The sequence below is a fragment of the Asticcacaulis machinosus genome (assembly GCF_028550435.1).
Classification (GTDB): domain Bacteria; phylum Pseudomonadota; class Alphaproteobacteria; order Caulobacterales; family Caulobacteraceae; genus Asticcacaulis; species Asticcacaulis machinosus.
Window position 1 is genome coordinate 568,499 of record NZ_JAQQKV010000001.1, and the last position, 18,469, is coordinate 586,967.

Below are 18,469 nucleotides of genomic sequence, written 5' to 3' on the forward strand. Positions count from 1 at the left end.
TTGCGCTTACCCCAATTCCTGAGAGCGCTTGAACGCCGCTTCAACGGTCGCCTTAATCAGGTCATCAAGCCCGCCGTCAGCACACAGCACTTTCAAACCAGCTTCGGTTGTACCGCCGGGTGAGGCGACTTTACGGATCAGGTCATCAGGTTCTTCACCCGTTTCATCCAGCAAACGCGCGGCGCTGATCAATGTGGCCCGAGCCAGAGTTCGGGCATCGGCAGGCGTCAGGTTCACACTTAATGCGGCTTTTTCCAGCGACCGCGCAAAAGCATAGACATAGGCGGGCCCCGAACCGGACACGGCCGTTGCCGCGTCGATTAGCCCCTCATCACTCAAGGTCGCCGTAGCCGCAATGGGTTCAAATACAAACCGTGCCGCTTCAAGTGCTGACGCATCGGCGGCATATATGCTGGCCACGCCCTTGCCCGTGGCGACACCGGTCGTCGGCATAACCCGCGCGACCTTAACGGGCGCAAATACCTCGGCCAGATCCTTGGTGCGCACCCCGGCCATGACCGAAATCAGCACAGCCTCAGGATCAAGCTTGCCGGCCAACATCTTCGCCATATCGCGCCAGCTTTGCGGCTTGACGGCCACGATAATGGTCTTGGCCCGCGCCCACACTTCGGGTGTTGGATTTAACTGCGCGCCATCGGCACCATAACTTTGCGCTTCGCCCTGCGGCTTGAGGTCAAGGATCATCACATCGGACGGCGATATGTGCCCCGAACGGCGGAAACCTTTCAGGATAGATGACCCCAGCGCGCCTGCGCCGACCAGAAGAATGGGGGTGACAGACATATTGTACTCTTTTGCTTACGCTTCGCCGACCGTTTCAAACAGGCAGGCCTCTAACGCGGCCATCGGTGAGCGCGCGCCTTTGAGATAAAAATCAAACGCCGGGAAAAACCGGTCAACGGCGTCAGCCGCCGAATTGATCATATGCGCGGTCTGCACGGCCGAGGGTTTATCCAGCGTTGTGAACGCCAGGGTATGACGAAACACGATATCATTGACCGGCTCAGCATCATCCATCCCCGGCTCGCGGTAGATTTCAAAATGCCCGAACCAGACCCGCTGATTAACCAACGACAACAGTTCATAAAGCCCGGTCACATGCTCAGGCTTAAAGCCGATATCCAGACCGCAGCACAGTTGCAGGCACTCACCTTCGGGGCGCCAGACAAACCACATGTCATAGCTTTTCCAGTCGCCGGACAGCATGAAGGTCAGTTCACCGTCTTTGGTGCGTTCAAAATTCAACCCCTCATCAGTGAGGATGGTTTCCACCATCTCCAGCGGGTCAAGGCTGAAATCGCTGTCAAAAGCCAGAGGCTGATCCATAATATTGTCTTTATCTCTATATTGCCGTCGCTTAGCGTAGTCTGACCTGAATGGGCCGGATATATACGCCGCCTAGCCGGCTTCGTCTTTTTTGGCCGCAGGCTTTTTGGCAGCCTTAAGCGTTGCCAGTTCGGCGCGCAGTTCCGCGACCTGAGCGGCCAGGGCTTCGTATTCATCACGGCGCACCAGATCCATGTCGGCCACCCATTTGTCGGCCTGAGCCCTGAACGCGGACTTGGCTTCTTCGCCCGCCGCCTGTGCCAAAGACATGGCATTGGTGGTCATTTTGGCAAATTCATCCATGAAGGGATTTTTGGTTTGCATAGCCGTCTCCTCAAGGGGGGGTACAACAGGGTCAGACGCCATATAGTACACTTTCACAAACATTTTTCATGATTCTTCATTTAAGCGCGACGATTCGATGCGATCTTGCTAAACGGACTTTTGGATATGTCACGAAAGCGCGCCCCTGCATGAGCCCTGTGCCTTTAGTTTTACCCGATTTCGATCCCGTACTTTTGCAGATCGGCCCCGTTGCCATCAGATGGTATGCGCTGGCCTATGTCGGCGGGGTACTGTTTGGCTGGATGTATGCCGCCAGATTATTGAAGAAAGAGGTGTTGTGGCCCCATGACCGCGCCCCGATCACGCGCGAGCAACTCGAAGACCTGATCCTGTGGCTGTTTTTGGGTATCATTCTGGGCGGGCGGATCGGATACATCCTGTTTTATGATCTGGGGCCGGTGCTGGCGAACCCCATTCAGGCGCTCAAGGTCTGGGAAGGCGGCATGTCCTTCCACGGCGGCATAACCGGCGTGGCGATCGCGGGCATATTGTTTGCCCGCAAATATAAGGTCAGTCCCTATAGCCTCGGCGATCTTCTGGCCTGTGCGGCACCCATTGGGCTGTTTCTGGGCCGGGTGGCCAATTTCATCAATGCCGAGCTATGGGGCCGCACCACAGATGCACCTTGGGGCATGGTGTTTTGTAATAAACATGTGCTTGCGGCCTATGGGTATTGTCCCGCAGGCCCCCTGCCGCGCCACCCGTCGCAGCTTTATGAGGCCGTGCTGGAAGGGCTGGTGCTCTTCGCTGTCGCGTATGTTCTGGCGCATATCTATAAGCAACTGAAGCGCCCCGGCCTGATCATGGGCGTGTTTGTGGCGGGTTACGGTATTTTCCGCACCATAGTTGAAATGTTCCGCGAACCGGATGAGCAAATGCTGCCGTTTTTCAAGAACGTCATCACCATGGGTCAGAGCCTGTCGCTGATCATGGTTATCATCGGGGGCTGGCTGATCTGGCGCGCCTTGTCGGGGAAAACCCAAAACACCCCGCAGAATAGTTCAGAGGATAAAGCCGCCTGATGTCGCTGAAAGACCGGCTGAAGCGGGATATTGCTCAGGACGGGCCGATGACGGTCGCCGACTATATGTGGCGCTGCCTGCTTGACCCAAAGGATGGCTATTACACGACCCGTCCGGCTTTGGGCGAAGACGGTGATTTTATCACGGCCCCAATGATATCGCAGATATTTGGCGAACTGATCGGCCTGTGGTGCGTTCAGGTCTGGCAGGATTTAGGGTCGCCTGAGCGGTTCACTCTGGTCGAAATCGGCCCCGGCGACGGCACCTTGATCAGCGATATTGTGCGGGCCGGACGGGTGGTGCCTGAATTTCTGGCCGCGGCAAATATTGTGCTGGTTGAGCCGTCTCTGCCGTTGCGCGCCTTACAATCCACCAAAGCGCCTCATGCGACGCATATAAATGATATAGCCGACATACCCGTCGATGCCCCTCTCATTATAACTGCCAATGAGGTTCTGGATTGTCTGCCCGCACGTCAGTTTATCCGGCGTGACGGCATATGGCTTGAGCGGCGCGTGGGTCTTGATGACAATGGCGAACTGATTTTTGGTTTGAGCGACGCGCCGTCTGATTTTATCCCGCCACAAGATGCCGAAGACGCAGAAATTTACGAAATCTCTCCCGCCCAAAGGCTGATGGCGCAAATTCTGGCGGATAAGCTGAAAGTATCGACGGGCGCCGCCCTGCTGATCGACTATGGCCGCGATATGCCGGGTTCAGGTGATACCTTGCAGGCCCTTTACCGCCATCAGAAATTCGGTCCACTGGATGCACCGGGTGAGCATGACCTGACAGTGTGGGCCGATTTCTCGTCCGTTGCTGCCACCGCCCGCGCCACAGGCGTCACTGTCAGTGAAATCACGTCTCAATCAGCCTTCCTTCAACGGCTTGGCATCGTCGCGCGCCTTGAGGCTTTAAGTGCTAAAAACCCCAGTCGCGCGGACATGTTGTCGCGTCAGGTTGAACGCCTGATCGCGGCAGAGCAGATGGGCGAACTATTCAAGGTGCTGGGTTTAAGCTTTCCTCAAAACCTTGCCCTGCCAGCGCTTGAACCAGCCTTATTGAAAGCCTAAACTGATCTTATGACATCTATCCCGCCCCGTATGCTTCACCCTCTGCTTGACCTGCCCGGCATTCAGCACGGTTTTTTCACCCGTCTGGGCGGGGTGTCACAAGCTCCCTACGACAGCCTCAATATCGGCTTAGGCTCCAGTGACGACCAAGCCTCCGTGCGTGAAAACCGCCGTCGTGTCGCCGCCAGTTTTGACCGCGATGAGAACCACCTCCTGACGTGTTATCAGGTGCATTCAGCCATCGCCCTGACGATCAATATGCCGTTCCTGCACGATGCTCGGCCCGAAGCCGACGGACTGGTCACCGGCAAGGCCGGACTGGTGTTAGGAGCGTTATCGGCGGATTGCGCGCCGCTATTATTTGCCGACCCGATCAACCGGGTCGTGGCCTCGGCCCATGCCGGCTGGAAAGGCGCGCTCGGTGGCATTATCGAGGCGACGCTTAACGCCATGCTGACTCAAGGCGCAGATCTGCGCCATATCCGCTGCGTGGTGGGGCCATGTATTCAGCAGGCGTCCTATGAGGTCAGCGCCGATTATGAAGCCACTTTTGCAGAAACCGATCCCGACAGCCCCGCCTTCTTTATCCCGGGTGCCAGCCCTGACAAACGCTTTTTCGATTTACCGGGTTACTGCCTGATGCGGCTTAAGCGTTTTGGAGTCACCATGACCGCCTCGACCGACCATGACACCTGCGCGCAAGGAGAATTGTTCTTTTCAAACCGTCGCGCCTTTAAGACCGGTGAAAGCGACTATGGCCGGTTAATTTCAGCCATCATGCTAAGGCCGGAATAGTCTGAAACGACGCAACCCTGCCACGCCTTCCACAAAATTACATATTTACGACGAATCTCCTTGTCCCTGTGGTTTCTCCTGCTAAAAGCCGCATAAATTCTTGTGCCTTTAAGCGCACATCCTTCGGTTTGCTCCAACCAAATTTTTAAGTTGTGCTAACGCTTCGCTCCTTGAGCACAAAGGCCCCATCATGAAACTCCTCTCCGCCAATTCCAACCGCAGCCTGTCTCAGAACATCGGCACCTATCTCGATATGCCGCTGACCAAGGCGCGGGTTCAACGATTTGCGGACAACGAAATCTTCGTCACGATCGACGAAAATGTGCGCGGCGAAGACGTGTTTGTCATTCAGTCGACCAGCTTTCCGGCCAATGACAATCTGATGGAGCTTCTGATCTGCATTGACGCCCTCACCCGCGCCTCGGCCAAGCGCATCACAGCGGTCATCCCCTATTTCGGTTACGCCCGTCAGGACCGCAAGGTCGGCGGCCGCACCCCAATCTCTGCCAAGCTGGTCGCCAATCTGATCACCCGCGCCGGTGCCCACCGCGTGTTGACGATGGATTTGCACGCCGGTCAGATTCAGGGCTTTTTCGACATCCCGACCGACAATCTGGTGGCTATTCCGTTCATGGCTCGCGACATCAAGGATCACTACCCCAATGCGGCAGAAATCATGATCGTGTCGCCTGACGTCGGCGGCGTGGTTCGTGCCCGCGCTTTGGCCGACCGTCTGGGTGGAGACCTCGCGATCGTCGATAAACGCCGCCCGCGTGCCGGTGAATCCGAAGTCATGAACATCATCGGTGAGGTCGAAGGTCGCGACTGTATCCTGTTTGACGATATTGTTGACTCTGGCGGCACGCTGGTGAACGCCGCCAAGGCTCTGGTGGAACAAGGCGCTAAGTCGGTCTCGGCCTATATCAGCCACGGCGTCCTGTCGGGCGAAGCGCTCAACCGCGTCGATAAATCGGTGCTGAAGGAACTGGTGATCACCGACTCTATCGAAGTCCCGGAAGTTATCCGCAATCACCCGAAAATCCGTATTGTCGGTGTGGCCCCGCTGATTGGTGAAGCCATCCGCCGGATCGCCAACGAAGAATCCGTCTCGAAACTCTTCGACTGATTTTCAACGGTTCGGATAGTTCCGAAATCACAATTCTCCCCTGCCTTGCAACGGGTCATAATTTCGGCGCTTTTTTTGCCTGATGTAATAAATCGGCAAGGAAATAGGCTATACAGTCGCGGAAAATTGCGCACAGTGAAAACGCCTTGCGGCATCCGCACAGGCGCCACCAGTTGCGCATATCCACCGCGCCTGATGTATTTTACGGGGAGTTGTTATGAAGTCGGTTGTTTATAAAGGCGTATTGGTGTCGATGTTCGCGCTGGCTCTGGCCAGTTGCGCCACGGAAGCGCCACCTCCCCCACCACCTCCGCCGCCAGCCCCAGCCGGCCCGCCGGTTGCCTTGTCTCCGGTCGTATCGGATGCCGCATCTGTCTACATAGATTACGTAAAAACCGCGCGCGAAATGACCCCTGATTTCGCCACCGCCGAAGCCATCCAGACCAAGCTACAGCAGGGTGCGGCCTATGAGCCCAAACAACTAGCCAGAGGCGCGGTTGCCTATGCCGCCATCGTCGCCATGCAGGAGCCCAGCTTCCGCTCAGAACTGCGAGCCTATGCTGCCAATCCGGAAACGCGCGCGCAAATCATCAATAATCTGCTAAGCAATCCAGCATCCGCCGCTAATATTCCCGGCGCCAATATCGCGGCCCGCCGTGTGATACTGGCGCTATCCAGCCACGGTGAAGGCGTTTATAAGGCAGGCGCCCGCGTCAAACAGGCTGCCTACGACATTCAGAAACAACACTGGTCACGTGAGTTCATTAAAACCCGCGATGTGCGCTTATCGCAAGCCAAGCTGAATTCTACCACGTCGCATCCCGTTGTCGCCGACAAATCAAACCAGCTTCTGGTCGCCGCCCTGACGGGCCAGGGCCTTGTGACACAAGCCACATCCGCCGCCTATTCGACTGATCAGGCAGCGACCATTGCCGCAACCTCTACGGGGCAGGGGGACCCTATTGTGGCACAAAAATTAACGGCTCAGGACTTGCAACCGGGCGTCACCCTGCCCGCTAACATGTTTGATGCCCCCTATACCGCCACGGTCAACCGCGGGTTAGCGATCGCAGCCCTTGCCATTTTGGGTGAAGGCGGCGGCGCCAACGAAGCCAACATCTCTATGCTGCTGGATGAGCGGGACGGTCCGGGCTGCCTGAACATGGCCAAGCTCAACCTTTACCAGTGCCTGGCCGTTGCCAAGCCGCACTTTGAAGACGTCTTCTGCATCGGTCAGCACATTCTTATGGATACAGGTCAGTGCATCGGCCAGATTTCATCGAACGCGCTTGATCTGGCCCCGCAACGGGTGGTCGATCGTAACGCTGACGGCACTGAAAAGCTGAAATATGCCAACGCCAAGCCCTATATAAAGCCGGCTCCGGCCAAGAAGGCCCCGGTGAAAAAGACGACGGCGAAAAAGAAAGCCGCCTGATCGATTCTTATCGGGTTTATTCTATTGGGGCCTGAAGAGCATTTGATGTTTTTCAGGCCTTTTTACTGTATAGACGGCTGAAAAAGGCGTCATATGACGCCGAAAATTGCATTTTTTGCCCGGCTTGACGGTTGCGTATTCAGGACAATGCGTGTATCAACCGGCCTCTTTGGAATTTCGGGTATTCACCCACGCCGCAGGCTTACGCTGTGTCCGGCGCATTTTGTTTGAGGAAGTGGCTTATGGCCGAGATCGTTTTAGACGTTGAAGTTCGTGAGCGCACCGGCACCGGTGGCGCCCGTGCTGCCCGCAATGCCGGTAAACTGCCTGGCGTTCTTTATGGTGGCGATAAGGCTCCTGTGCCGATCGCTGTTAGCCTGAATGAATTCAAGAAGGCGCTTTACACCGGCAAGCTGGCGGGTCACCTCGTCACGCTTAAGCATGGTTCTGAGACCCAGAAAGTTATCGCCAAGGCGATCGATTTCCATCCGGTCACTGACGTTCCGGTACACTTCGACCTTTACCGCGTCGATGAGCACCAAAAGATCAAGATCAACGTCGTGGCTCACTTCATCAACCACGAACTGTCGCCCGGCCTGAAAAAGGGCGGAACGCTCAACGTTGTGCGTCACGAAGTCGAACTGTGGGCTCCGGCTGACCACATCCCGGAAGATCTGGTGTTCGACCTGACCGGCCTTGAAATCGGCGACACCGTGCGTATTTCTGCAGCCAAGCTGCCGTCAGACGTTGCCCCTACTGTTGACCGTGATTTCGTGATCGCGACCGTTGCGGCCACCGGCGGCATGGGTGCTGATGCAGAGGCCACCGAAGCTTAAAGTTTAGCGACTTTAGCATTGAAATTGATTGAGGCCTTGTTCTAGCTTAAGAACAAGGCCTTATTCTTTGGGAGATGTCTGTGTTCCTGCTGGTCGGCCTCGGAAATCCGGGCGATAAATACGAAAAAAACCGCCATAATATCGGCTTCATGTTTATCGACGCTCTGACAGGTGGCGGCGGATTTGGGCCTGAAAAAAAACGGTTTCTATCCCTGTCCTCCGAAGGCCAGATCGAGACGGCGGCTGGTCTCAAAAAAGTGCTGTGCCTTAAGCCGCAGACCTACATGAACCTGTCCGGCAATGCGGCCCTCGAAGCGGCCTCATTCTATAAGATCAAGCCAGAGCATATTATCGTGTTTCACGATGAACTGGATCTGGCGCCCGGACGGTTCCGCATGAAGCTGGGCGGCGGCCATGCCGGTCACAACGGCCTGCGGTCGATCATGGGGCATCTGGGGCCTAATTTCGTGCGCGCCCGCATGGGCATCGGCCATCCCGGCGACAAGTCTATGGTGCATAATTGGGTACTATCCGATTTCGGTAAATCGGATATGGCGTGGGTTGATGATCTCAACCGCGCCTGCGTCAAGTCCCTGCCGCTATTACTTGGCGACGCGCACGGCAAACCCGATAATGACCGCTACCAGAACGAGGTCATGCGACTGGCGCCTGCACCTAAGTTCAGCCCGCGTCAGGTCGGCGCGGCCGAGGCAGGATAACTGCCCATGAAAATCGTCCTGGCCACTCACGGAAGCTTGGGCGATCTTCACCCGTTTATGGCGCTTGGGCTGGCGCTCAAGTCACTGGGCGCAGAGGTCATACTGGCTTCCCATCCCGACTATCGTCAAAAGGTCGAGGCTGCGGGCCTTACCTTTCATGATTATGGCGCCAGCCGTGAAACCTATACCCGCGATCTGCGCATGGCCCCCGAAGCCATCATTCACCGCCTGACTCGCGACCACGGTTTTATGATCAAACGCCTGATCGCGCCCTATCTTGAAACCTCTGTGGATCACCTGAGGCCCCTGATAACTGATGCCGATATGGTTGTCGGTTCATCCTTTGCCTACGGGGCACATATAGCCGCTCAACTTGAACAAAAACCGTTCACAGTCATAGCCTTACAGCCAACGGTTATGATGTCGGCTTACGATCCGCCCAAGGTCAAAAAAGCTCCGTTTATCTTCAACCCTACCCATGACTGGCAGCGCCATTACAACCGCTTGATCATTCGCGCCGGCGAAGCCTTCATGGCCTCCACACAATCCAGCATAAGGCGCATCTATAAAAAATTTGGCCTTGAACCCCACATAAGTCTGGGGGGAATTTTATCCGACCATCAGACTCTGGCGCTTTATGACCCTCTGATAGGTAAGGTCGAGCCTGACTTTCCGCCCAACACCCACATCTGCGGTTTTCCATTTTACGATAGTGAAGATGGGCATGCCCCACAATTATCACCTGAACTGACAGCTTTCTTGAGTAATGGCCCTGCCCCGCTCGTCTTTGGTCTGGGCAGTGCTGTTGTGACGGGCGGTGGAGCCTTCTATCGTAACGCTATAAAGGTCACGCGCCATCTTAACACCCGTGCCGTGCTGCTGGTCGGTGAGGGTAGTCCGCTATTGAGGGAAGACCACGGCCCGGACATACTGGCTATTGCCTATGCCCCACATTCTCTATTGTTTCCGCGGTGCCGTGCCATCATTCACCACGGCGGCATAGGCTCTACGGCTCAGGCCCTGCGCTCTGGCCGCCCGCAGCTTGTGGTACCGGTGTTTGCCGATCAGTTCGATAATGCGCGGCGCGTCGTCCGGTTGGGCGCAGGCAGACACCTCAACTACGATCAATGGACCTTACCAAAAGCCATCACCGCCCTGACGCCCGTACTGGATGACCCCGACATCACCATCCATGCTCAGGAAGCCAGACTGTCCTTAACCCGCCACGATGGTGCTGCCACGGCAGCCGCCCTTATTCTTAACCCTAGAAATACCGATTGGCCTTGAACCAGACATTCCCGTCACGATCATAAAGACTGTTGAACCGACGCAACAATCCCATGCCCATAACGGCATCAGCACCCGCCATATCTGGGTCATCGCTTAGCGACGGATCCGAAAAGGTCACGGGACAGGGATCAATCCGGGACGCCCCGATGTCAAAACCACTTACGCCTGTAAAGCGGGTCTTCACAAAATGCTGCGGGTCGCTGTAAGCCAGACGATCCTCGGCCTTGGGGAAGGCGTCCCAAAGATTGCGCGCCCGTACTGTTTGCGGCGGCAGCCACAGGCCATAGGCCGTGCCGGTCTGCATCAGGCACTGCGTATCCTTGCCCATCAGTTTTGCCGCCACAATCAACCGCCCGTCAGGTGCCTTTGTCACGGCCATACGCTCAAAACCGCCCGTATCCTCATCACCGCTTTTAAAGAAAACCAGACTGTTAGTGTCGAAATCCAGTAAGGACGGATAAAGCCGAAGAAAATCCAGCCCAAGCACGGCACCACTCTTGGGGTTACTGGCGACCTTAAAACGCAACCCCTCCAGTGACAGGCCCTGAATGGAAAGCGGCGCACCCTGATAATAGCCATCCGTCGCCGATAACCCAAGCCGTGCAGCCAATGCCTCACCGATTGAACTCTGGGCACCCGTATCCAGTCTGGCGATTGCCGGCAGCCCGTCCTTACCCGTCAGTCGAAACAATATCTGACGGCTGCTGGTGTAGTCAAAGCCCAGCACGGGTTTATCTGCCGATGTTTCAGGCCGAACCTCAGAAGTTACGGCCAAACGCGCAGGCGGCGCCATAGCCATCAGGTTCTGATTACGCTTGATGTAGACCGCCTTCTGCGGCGTAAACGCCACCGTGAAAGCTCTGAGGAATGGCGCGCCCACAAGGCCGTGAAAATGGTCTTTGGATTGAATCGTGTCCTTTTCCGAGGGATCAACCAATGCGGCGGCCACTTCCGGCACCCATACCCCGCCAATCTGCACATCCTTAATACTGACCAGCCGCCCCTTAAGCTTACGGCCATTGGCGCCGGTCATCTCGGCCTCACGATAAACCGGATACTTGTCCCATAGCTTATGCCGCCTGACGATATCGCCAAAGACCATCATCGGGCCCGTCGCCCCGGTATCAAGCGCAAGATTCAGCGCAACGTCCGGCAGTTTGATCTGCACATAGACCTTTTCCACGCCCCCCTGATATTCGGATCTGTAGATGCCATTCAGTTTGCCAAACCCCGTCAGATCCATAGGCGCGCCGACATAGTAGCGGATTTCCCTGGCTTCGTAGTCAAGTTGGCAAGGCAATTGGGTGAGTATATTGGCCGACAGCAGGCCGTCATATTCGCGGTCTTTGAAGGCATCCGATCCGGCAAACCGCCAGTTTTCCACCCGCAGCGTCCCGCCAAGGACAATCTCTCCCGCCGCATAGGCCTTATGGATATCGGTTCCCTTAATGCTGCCGGTCGCCGCCTTGCCATCCACGCGAAGGCCCAACTGCCGCGCCAGATCCTCACGGATCATGCTGACCGATGCCCCCGTATCGAGCATAAACGTAAAGGGCCCCTGCTTATTGATCTTGAGTTGTACCAACGGCAGCCCGCCTTTGGATAAGGTAATGGGCACCCGAACCACCTGCCCGTCAGCGGCATAAACACCGCCCGCAAAGCCCATACCCGCGGTCGCCGTAGCGCCCGTCATAAACTGACGTTTCGTGATCATAATTCCCCCTGCCGATCATTTTCGATCCTTTACCACTGGCTACCACACCCTTTTTGCGGCGTCACATTGATTTTACAACTTCGTGCCCCACAGGGTGCGGGCACTTTAAATCTGGCCTTAGCCGTGGTTCCATGATAGCGGAACGGCCAATTTACAGTTTCCCATAGTCACGGATTCCCATGGCCCTCAAAGTCGCTATCGTCGGTCTGCCCAACGTCGGCAAATCAACCCTGTTCAATGCCCTGACCCAGACCGCTTCGGCACAGGCTGCCAACTATCCGTTCTGCACCATTGAGCCGAATACCGGCGATGTCGCCGTACCTGAACCGCGCCTTGAGGTGCTGGCCAGGATCATGGGCTCCAAGGAAATCATTCCGGCGCGCATCAATTTTGTGGATATCGCGGGCCTCGTGCGCGGGGCATCCAAGGGCGAAGGCCTAGGCAACCAGTTTCTGGCCAATATCCGCGACTGTGATGCGATTGCCTTTGTGGCGCGCTGCTTCGTCGATACAGATATCACCCATGTCGAAGGCCGCATCGACCCGATCAGCGATCTGGAAATTATCGAAACCGAGCTGATGCTGGCCGATCTGGAATCCCTTGAAAAACGTCTGCCCAACCTTGAAAAGCGCGCCAAAACCGGCGGTGATAAGGATGCGGCCATCACGGTTGGTCTGATCAATGCCGCTCTGGCCGAACTGCGTGATGGCCGCCCTGCCCGCATCGCCTATGAAAAGGGCAAGGTCTCTAAAGAAGATCAAAAGGCCTGGGACATGTTGCAATTGCTGACGTCAAAGCCCGCGCTTTATGTCTGCAATGTCGATGAAGGTTCAGCCGACAAAGGCAACGACCTATCCGAGCAAGTCGCCACCCGCGCCAAGGCCGACCACGCCAATTCGGTCGTGATCTCCGCCCAGATCGAGTCGGAAATAGCCTTGCTCGACGCCGAAGAACGCGCCGAATTCCTTGAAACGCTTGGTCTCGAAGAACCGGGCCTGAACCGTTTGATCCGGGAAGCCTACACACTTTTGGGTCTGCAATCCTATTTCACGGTCGGCCCCAAGGAAGCCCGCGCCTGGACCATCCATGTCGGCGATACCGCCCCGCAAGCCGCCGGTGTGATCCACACCGACTTCGAGAAGGGCTTTATCCGTGCCGAAACCATGGCCTATGACGACTATGTCAAGTTCAATGGCGAAGCCGGCTGCAAGGAAAACGGCAAGTTCCGTCAGGAAGGCAAGGAATATCTGGTCAAGGACGGCGATATCCTGAACTTCCGGTTCAACGTTTAACGGATAAGACTAAATTCAATCTCCGTCGTAATTTCGATCCGGTCGCCCACGACATCTTTGGGCGGTTTCGGGAACGGCTGGGCGCGCTCAAGCACCGCCAATGATTCCTGATCGAAGGCCGCGATGCCGGATGATTTGACGATACGGCTGGCGAGCAATCGCCCGCTGCGGTCAATAGCAAAGCTAATAGTGACCACACCTTGCTGGCGCAGGCGTTTCGCGCCGCGCGGATAAACCTTGTGACTCTCAACATAGGCCCTCACCCGCGCCAGATAGGCGTTGGTATGATTGCGCGATGTGTTGGACATTGCAGCCGGTTGAGCCACAGGACTGGCCGCGCGGGCCGTCGCTTCGGAGACCGGTGCCGCATTTTGCGCGGCGGCCGAAGAGGATGTCTGAAGTTTTGACGGCGCCTCCTGAGCTATGGACTGATTTTGAGACGTTAAAGGCTCACTGGGGGCGCGGGTTACCGGTTCAAGCGGTGATGGCTTTACAGGCAGCGGTTTTACGGCCTCAAGCTCATGGTTTTCAGACGGCTTATTGTCTTGCTGAGTATCTGGCTGAGTGTCCGATTGGGGCAGATCAGGGGGCGAAGGTGCATTTTGCGCCTCCGAAGACGGCCCCACCATAGTCACCATCATGGCCGCCTCCTCGAACACCACCGGATGCGGTTCAGGGGCTATAAACATGACCATAGCGAGGAAGCCTCCGTTCACCAGAACGGAGGCTCCGACGGCCAGAACGTGAGTTCTTATCGACGCAGACATTGAGGATTAGAATGTCTTGCCGACGCTGAGTTTCACCGTTCTGCCTTCCGCGGGCAGGGAGGATAGATGCCTGCGGAAATATTCATCACCGACATTATCGACGCTTAAGCGCACATCCACATCGCGCAGAACCGTTTCACCCTGCGGCTTCCAGACGGCATAGAGGCTATGGATGTTATAGTCATCGGTCGTACTCGTCACAGCCCCCGTGGTGACATTGTACTTATGAGCCTCTTTGGCAAATTCACCGCGCCAACCCAGGGTCAGGTTCCACGATGGAATGACATAACCCGCGTTAAGGGTCAGCTCATCAGCCGGGATCGTATTGAGGGGAATAGCCTTTGCCCCACTGCGATCATCACCATCCACCAGCGACAGAGCCGCACGGGTGAAGAAGCTGCGGGTGGCATATTCAGCCTCAAGCTCAACACCTTCAAAACGCGCCTTACCAAAGTTTCGGAAGTAAGGTGACCCGGTTGTGCCGCGTGCAATCAGATTGTCGACATCGTTGCGGAATACCGTCAACTTGGCGTGGAATTTGTCACGATCGGCAAAGAGGCTGTCAAAAGCCAAAGCGCCGCCGACTTCGATATTGTCAGACTCTTCGTTTTTTAGCGTCAGGTTAGCCGGTTGAGCCGTCGTAGCCGAATAGACCTCATCCAGCACCGGCATCCGCACGGTGCGCGACACCGACCCGAACAGGTTGAAATTGTCGTTCAGGCTATAGAGCACCGCGATCTTCGGTGACACGCCCGTATCCTTAACTGTGTCAGGCTTCGTGCCTGTGGCAATCAGCTTTTCCGACTCCAGCTTGACGCGGTCCACGCGCACGCCGGGGATGATGGTCAGCTTTTCTTTCCAGATAAACTCACCCTGGATGAAGGCGCTGTAACGGGTCAGATCGCCTTCCGGGTGGGTGGTCGCCCCCGGATTGATGTAGGTGCCGTCCTGACGATAGCGCGGGTTGCGGCGTTCCTGCTTATAGGTTTGCAGGCCCGTCGTCACAAAGGCATTCCAGTCCGGCCCGAACGTAAAGGTCGAGGTATTTTCCAGCCGCCCCTGAACCGTCTTATAGATATAGGACGAATTATAACCCACCGTATTGGGGCTGAAACCGGCATTGTCGGTCTGATCGACCTGCATGTTGGAATAGGCCAGTTGCGCCTTTACATCCAGCCAGTCATTGCCTTCAAAGGCATTGTCGTAGCCGACAATATAGCTCTCGTTCACTGTTTTGCGGCGCACCGGTGTGGTGGCAAAGGCTTCGGCCTGATCATAGACCTGATAGGAATCGTTCTGCCATTTTTCGGCCGACGCCCACACGCTGTGCTTCTTGTCGCCGCCGACATAATAACGCGCCTTGGCCAGCACAGAATCGCCTTCAGCCTTGGACGGCACGACTACATTGCCGTTGCCGTCCTTATAGTCATCACTGACCCGCGACGACAGGCTGAACAGGACATCAAGGTTATCGCTGGGGCGACCGGCAATGATCACCGATCCGGCGCGGGCATCGGCATTGGTCTCCCCGCTGCCCTTGACACGCACGCTCAAACGATCATCGCCGCGCAGGAAATCCGACGCATCCTTGGTCTGGAAATTGATCACGCCGGCCAGAGCGCCCGCGCCATAAAGGGTGGAGGACGACGGCCCGCGCAGCACTTCGACGCGCTTATAAAGTTCAGGTTCCGAGAAAAACCCGCCCATGCGGTACTGCTCGAAAAACTTTGAGACGCCATCGACATTGATCAGAATGCGGCTATCGGAATCAGCCACCCCCGTGCCCATGCCGCGGATGTTAAAGCCCTGCCCCAGACCGCTGACGCCGCCAACCGCCGACACGCCCGGAATCCCTTCCAGCAGGTCGCCGATAGTTGAGGCCTGAGCGTTATCGATGTCTTCCTGATCAAGCGTGGTCACCGACTGCGGCGTATCGATGGCGACCTTATCGACGCCGGTCGACACCACAATTTTACCCAGCGACAGTTGCGAGACCGCGCCATTGTCTTCAGCAGAGAGATCGGTTTTGGAATCGGCATCCTGCGCCAAAGCTGCGGGTGCGATGACCTGAGCCCCCGCTGCCAGCGCTAACGCCAATCCCAAAACCGATACGCCCCCACGGCGCCCTATGTATGTCTTCGACATGCCCCATACTCCTTGAAAAATCAGACGTCACTGGACGCCACACAAAACAGATTGATATTGCGATTAATTCGCATTAAAGCGTCATTAGGCCTGCTCAAATGCCCTGTCAACCCACTTGCAAATAATAATGAGATTCATTATTAGATCGAGACAATTCAATCACAGCGGAATCGTTTCCGCCTGCTTTTACGAAGGTATCCTGATGCGCAAGATCTCATGGCTGACCGTCAGTCCGTTGTTTTTAATAGGCTTAATGGCCAGTACGTCCCTGGCCCACTCGCCCTATTTGCGTCCCAACTATTTCGGTCCGGATAAAGCGCGCAAGCACGTGACCGTCGAGGCGGCCTTTGCCGAAGGTGAAATCAACCCCGATGTCGCCATGAAGTCGGACGCCTTTAACCTCACGGCCCCTGACGGTGCGACCACCCCCCTGACCCCGGCTGCCACCCTGAAAGACGTTGTTCTGCTTGAGCCCGCACTGCCCACCGAAGGCACCTACCGGGTTTCATCGGGGGTGCGTACCGGACGCGTCGCCAAGGCTACCATCAAGGACGACAAGGTCGTCTTTGGCGAAGGCCCTGGCTCTGCGCCAAAGCCTGATGATAAGGTCGTCGATGTCCAAAGCCTGACCCGCGCCGATGTCTATGTGACCAAGGGCGCCCCCACGACCGGCGCCTATGCCAAGCCGCAAGCCGGTGTGGCTATCCAGCCCATCACCGCGCCTAATGATGCCTATGCCGGCGAAGCTTTCGTCTTTTCGGTGCTCAATTCCGGCAAACCCGTCGCTGGTGAAGACATCGAAATCGTCCGCGACGGCGAAATCTACGAAGCCCAGAAAACGGCTCCGTTACACTTGAAAACCGGCGCCGACGGCAAGGTCAGCTTCACGCCGCCAAAAACCGGCGTCTACCTCATTCAGGTGCGCGTCCGCAGCCAGAGCCCTGAGCGCGCCGATCTATGGCTATCGGAAACCGCCACCCTCACTCTTGAAGTTCTGCCTCAGTAATACAGGATAAGATTATGAAAATTCTCACAGCATTAGCGACGGCTCTGGCTTTTATCGCCGGATCTCAAGCCCTCGCGGCCTCACATTCGACCACGACCTTCATCGAGGAACAGGACACCAATAAGGACGGGGTCGTAACTCTGGCAGAATTTGATGCCGAGCGCGCCGCCCATTTTAAGGTCATGGATGCTGATGGCAACGGCACACTGTCTGAGGCCGAATATATCGGTGAATACGAAACGCGTCTAAATAAACAACTGGAATCAGTCACCGACGCTGAAAAGAAGAAAGAACAGTACCAACGCCAGATGCGTCAGGCCAAGGTGCGCTTTGGTGTGCTCGATAAAGATAAAGACGCCAAAATGACGTTCGCGGAGTTTCAGGCCTCCGGACACGCCATGTTTAACCGTCACGATGCTGATAAGGACAACACCATCACCTCAAAGGATGTCGAGCTTCTGACCCAGCAAAAGAAAGACAAAAAGGGCGACGATTTCGTCAACCCGTAAATATATCGGTGAGGCGATGAATGTGTCGCCTCACCGATACCTGCCATAGAATAGCTATGATCAGTTTTCCGGGGGCGGTGATTTCATTTTTTGGGCTATAAAGGCGCACACAATCAACTGGATCTGATGGAACAGCATCAGCGGCAAAATCACCGGCCCCAGCATGACTGCCGGAAACAGAGTCGAGGCCATCGGCACGCCGGACGCCAGGCTTTTTTTCGAACCGCAAAACAGGATGACCACCCGGTCTTCACGGGCAAACCCTAACCGGCCGGAGATAAACCACGTCCCCCACAGAACGATTGCCAAAACGACCGAGCACAGGATCAGGACACTGATCAGATCAACGCCGGAGACCTTCGACCACAGGCCCTCAACGACCGACGCCGAAAACGCCGTATAGACCACCAGCAAAATCGAGGTGCGATCGACCCGTCCCACCAGCGCCTTATGTTTAGCGATAAACCCGGCAAGGAACGGCCGCGCCAGATGGCCCAGCACAAACGGCAGCAGCAGTTGCAGGGCGATCTTTTCAATCGCCGCCATCGATACGCCAGAGGTCGCCCCCATAAACAGCCCGACCATTAACGGCGTCAGGAAAATCCCCAGCACGTTAGACAACGACGCGGCGCACACGGCGGCGGCGACATTACCACGCGCTATGCCGGTAAAAGCGATCGACGACTGTACGGTCGATGGCAGCAGGGTGAGGAACAAAAATCCGCTCAGAATCATGGGCGCGATAATGCCGCTGAGGCTTACCTGCATGAGAAGCCCGATCAACGGAAAGACAATAAAGGTCGTTGCCAGCACCACGCCGTGTACCCGCCAGTTGGAAAAGCCAGCGACTATAGCCTCACGTGACAACTTGGCGCCGTGCAGGAAAAACAACAGCACAATGGCAGCATCGGTGACAATATCCGCCACCACCGCCGCTTGACCACGCACCGGTAGAACGCTGGCCAGCACCACCAATCCCAGCATAATCACGATGAACGGATCGATCACCTTGGCGGCGTTTTTGAGTTTGTTGATCATTAGCCTATCC

At 56.2% G+C, this 18,469-nt stretch carries 18 protein-coding genes; 11 read left to right on the plus strand and 7 right to left on the minus strand.

The window, feature by feature from the left end:
- Positions 1-6: 6 nt before the first annotated feature.
- The 3 genes from proC to PQU98_RS02780 form a co-directional block, all read right to left on the minus strand.
- On the minus strand, positions 7-804 hold the full coding sequence (proC, locus tag PQU98_RS02770; protein ID WP_272743344.1) for a pyrroline-5-carboxylate reductase: 798 nt from the start codon (positions 802-804) through the stop codon (positions 7-9).
- Between the two features lie 15 nt (positions 805-819).
- Positions 820-1,347, minus strand: coding sequence for a type III secretion system chaperone family protein (locus PQU98_RS02775; protein WP_272743345.1), 528 nt, complete (start codon positions 1,345-1,347; stop codon positions 820-822).
- A gap of 72 nt (positions 1,348-1,419) precedes the next feature.
- Positions 1,420-1,671 (minus strand): accessory factor UbiK family protein, encoded by a 252-nt coding sequence (locus tag PQU98_RS02780; protein WP_272743347.1) that lies wholly within the window; start codon positions 1,669-1,671, stop codon positions 1,420-1,422.
- Positions 1,672-1,820: 149 nt separating this feature from the next.
- On the opposite strand from PQU98_RS02780, the gene lgt reads away from it, so the two are divergent.
- The 8 genes from lgt to PQU98_RS02820 all read left to right on the plus strand — a co-directional run bounded on the left by lgt (position 1,821) and on the right by PQU98_RS02820 (position 9,985).
- Positions 1,821-2,714 carry a prolipoprotein diacylglyceryl transferase gene (gene lgt / locus PQU98_RS02785; protein ID WP_272743348.1) on the plus strand — a complete coding sequence of 298 codons (894 nt, stop codon included), beginning with the start codon at positions 1,821-1,823 and terminating at the stop codon, positions 2,712-2,714.
- Entirely contained in the window at positions 2,714-3,787 is a 1,074-nt protein-coding gene (locus tag PQU98_RS02790) for a class I SAM-dependent methyltransferase (protein ID WP_272743350.1), read from the plus strand. The genes lgt and PQU98_RS02790 overlap by 1 nt, the downstream gene beginning before the upstream one ends.
- Positions 3,788-3,796: 9 nt before the next feature.
- Positions 3,797-4,582: a peptidoglycan editing factor PgeF gene (gene pgeF, locus PQU98_RS02795; protein WP_272743351.1), complete on the plus strand. Its 786-nt coding sequence runs from the start codon at positions 3,797-3,799 to the stop codon at positions 4,580-4,582.
- Positions 4,583-4,772: 190 nt separating this feature from the next.
- Positions 4,773-5,708 carry a ribose-phosphate pyrophosphokinase gene (locus tag PQU98_RS02800; RefSeq protein ID WP_272743352.1) on the plus strand — a complete coding sequence of 312 codons (936 nt, stop codon included), beginning with the start codon at positions 4,773-4,775 and terminating at the stop codon, positions 5,706-5,708.
- A gap of 217 nt (positions 5,709-5,925) precedes the next feature.
- A complete protein-coding gene (locus PQU98_RS02805) occupies positions 5,926-7,143 on the plus strand; it encodes a hypothetical protein (RefSeq protein ID WP_272743354.1) in 1,218 nt (405 codons plus the stop codon).
- 242 nt (positions 7,144-7,385) lie between these two features.
- On the plus strand, positions 7,386-7,979 hold the full coding sequence (locus PQU98_RS02810) for a 50S ribosomal protein L25/general stress protein Ctc (protein ID WP_272743355.1): 594 nt from the start codon (positions 7,386-7,388) through the stop codon (positions 7,977-7,979).
- 80 nt (positions 7,980-8,059) lie between these two features.
- Positions 8,060-8,698 carry an aminoacyl-tRNA hydrolase gene (gene pth / locus PQU98_RS02815; protein ID WP_272744479.1) on the plus strand — a complete coding sequence of 213 codons (639 nt, stop codon included), beginning with the start codon at positions 8,060-8,062 and terminating at the stop codon, positions 8,696-8,698.
- 6 nt (positions 8,699-8,704) lie between these two features.
- Entirely contained in the window at positions 8,705-9,985 is a 1,281-nt protein-coding gene (locus tag PQU98_RS02820) for a glycosyltransferase (protein ID WP_272743356.1), read from the plus strand.
- Here PQU98_RS02820 and PQU98_RS02825 read toward each other — a convergent pair.
- The gene (locus PQU98_RS02825; RefSeq protein ID WP_272743357.1) at positions 9,963-11,702 is read right to left on the minus strand and encodes an aspartyl protease family protein; all 1,740 of its coding nucleotides are present in this window, start codon (positions 11,700-11,702) and stop codon (positions 9,963-9,965) included. The genes PQU98_RS02820 and PQU98_RS02825 overlap by 23 nt on opposite strands.
- Before the next feature lie 179 nt (positions 11,703-11,881).
- Between PQU98_RS02825 and ychF the strand changes: the two genes are divergently transcribed.
- A complete protein-coding gene (gene ychF / locus PQU98_RS02830; RefSeq protein WP_272743358.1) occupies positions 11,882-12,994 on the plus strand; it encodes a redox-regulated ATPase YchF in 1,113 nt (370 codons plus the stop codon).
- On the opposite strand, the gene PQU98_RS02835 is transcribed toward ychF, so the two are convergent.
- Both PQU98_RS02835 and PQU98_RS02840 read right to left on the minus strand, forming a co-directional pair.
- Positions 12,991-13,761 (minus strand): energy transducer TonB, encoded by a 771-nt coding sequence (locus PQU98_RS02835; RefSeq protein ID WP_272743359.1) that lies wholly within the window; start codon positions 13,759-13,761, stop codon positions 12,991-12,993. The two genes, ychF and PQU98_RS02835, sit on opposite strands and share 4 nt — an antisense overlap.
- A 6-nt stretch (positions 13,762-13,767) precedes the next feature.
- Positions 13,768-15,906 carry a TonB-dependent receptor domain-containing protein gene (locus tag PQU98_RS02840; protein ID WP_272743360.1) on the minus strand — a complete coding sequence of 713 codons (2,139 nt, stop codon included), beginning with the start codon at positions 15,904-15,906 and terminating at the stop codon, positions 13,768-13,770.
- Between the two features lie 202 nt (positions 15,907-16,108).
- On the opposite strand from PQU98_RS02840, the gene PQU98_RS02845 reads away from it, so the two are divergent.
- Positions 16,109-16,912 carry a DUF4198 domain-containing protein gene (locus PQU98_RS02845; RefSeq protein WP_272743362.1) on the plus strand — a complete coding sequence of 268 codons (804 nt, stop codon included), beginning with the start codon at positions 16,109-16,111 and terminating at the stop codon, positions 16,910-16,912.
- Positions 16,913-16,926: 14 nt separating this feature from the next.
- Positions 16,927-17,421, plus strand: coding sequence for an EF-hand domain-containing protein (locus tag PQU98_RS02850; RefSeq protein ID WP_272743364.1), 495 nt, complete (start codon positions 16,927-16,929; stop codon positions 17,419-17,421).
- 60 nt (positions 17,422-17,481) lie between these two features.
- Here the strand turns inward: PQU98_RS02850 and PQU98_RS02855 are convergent, their stop codons facing one another.
- Positions 17,482-18,459, minus strand: a complete 978-nt coding sequence (locus PQU98_RS02855; protein ID WP_272743365.1) for a bile acid:sodium symporter family protein — start codon at positions 18,457-18,459, stop codon at positions 17,482-17,484.
- Positions 18,460-18,469 lie beyond the last annotated feature (10 nt).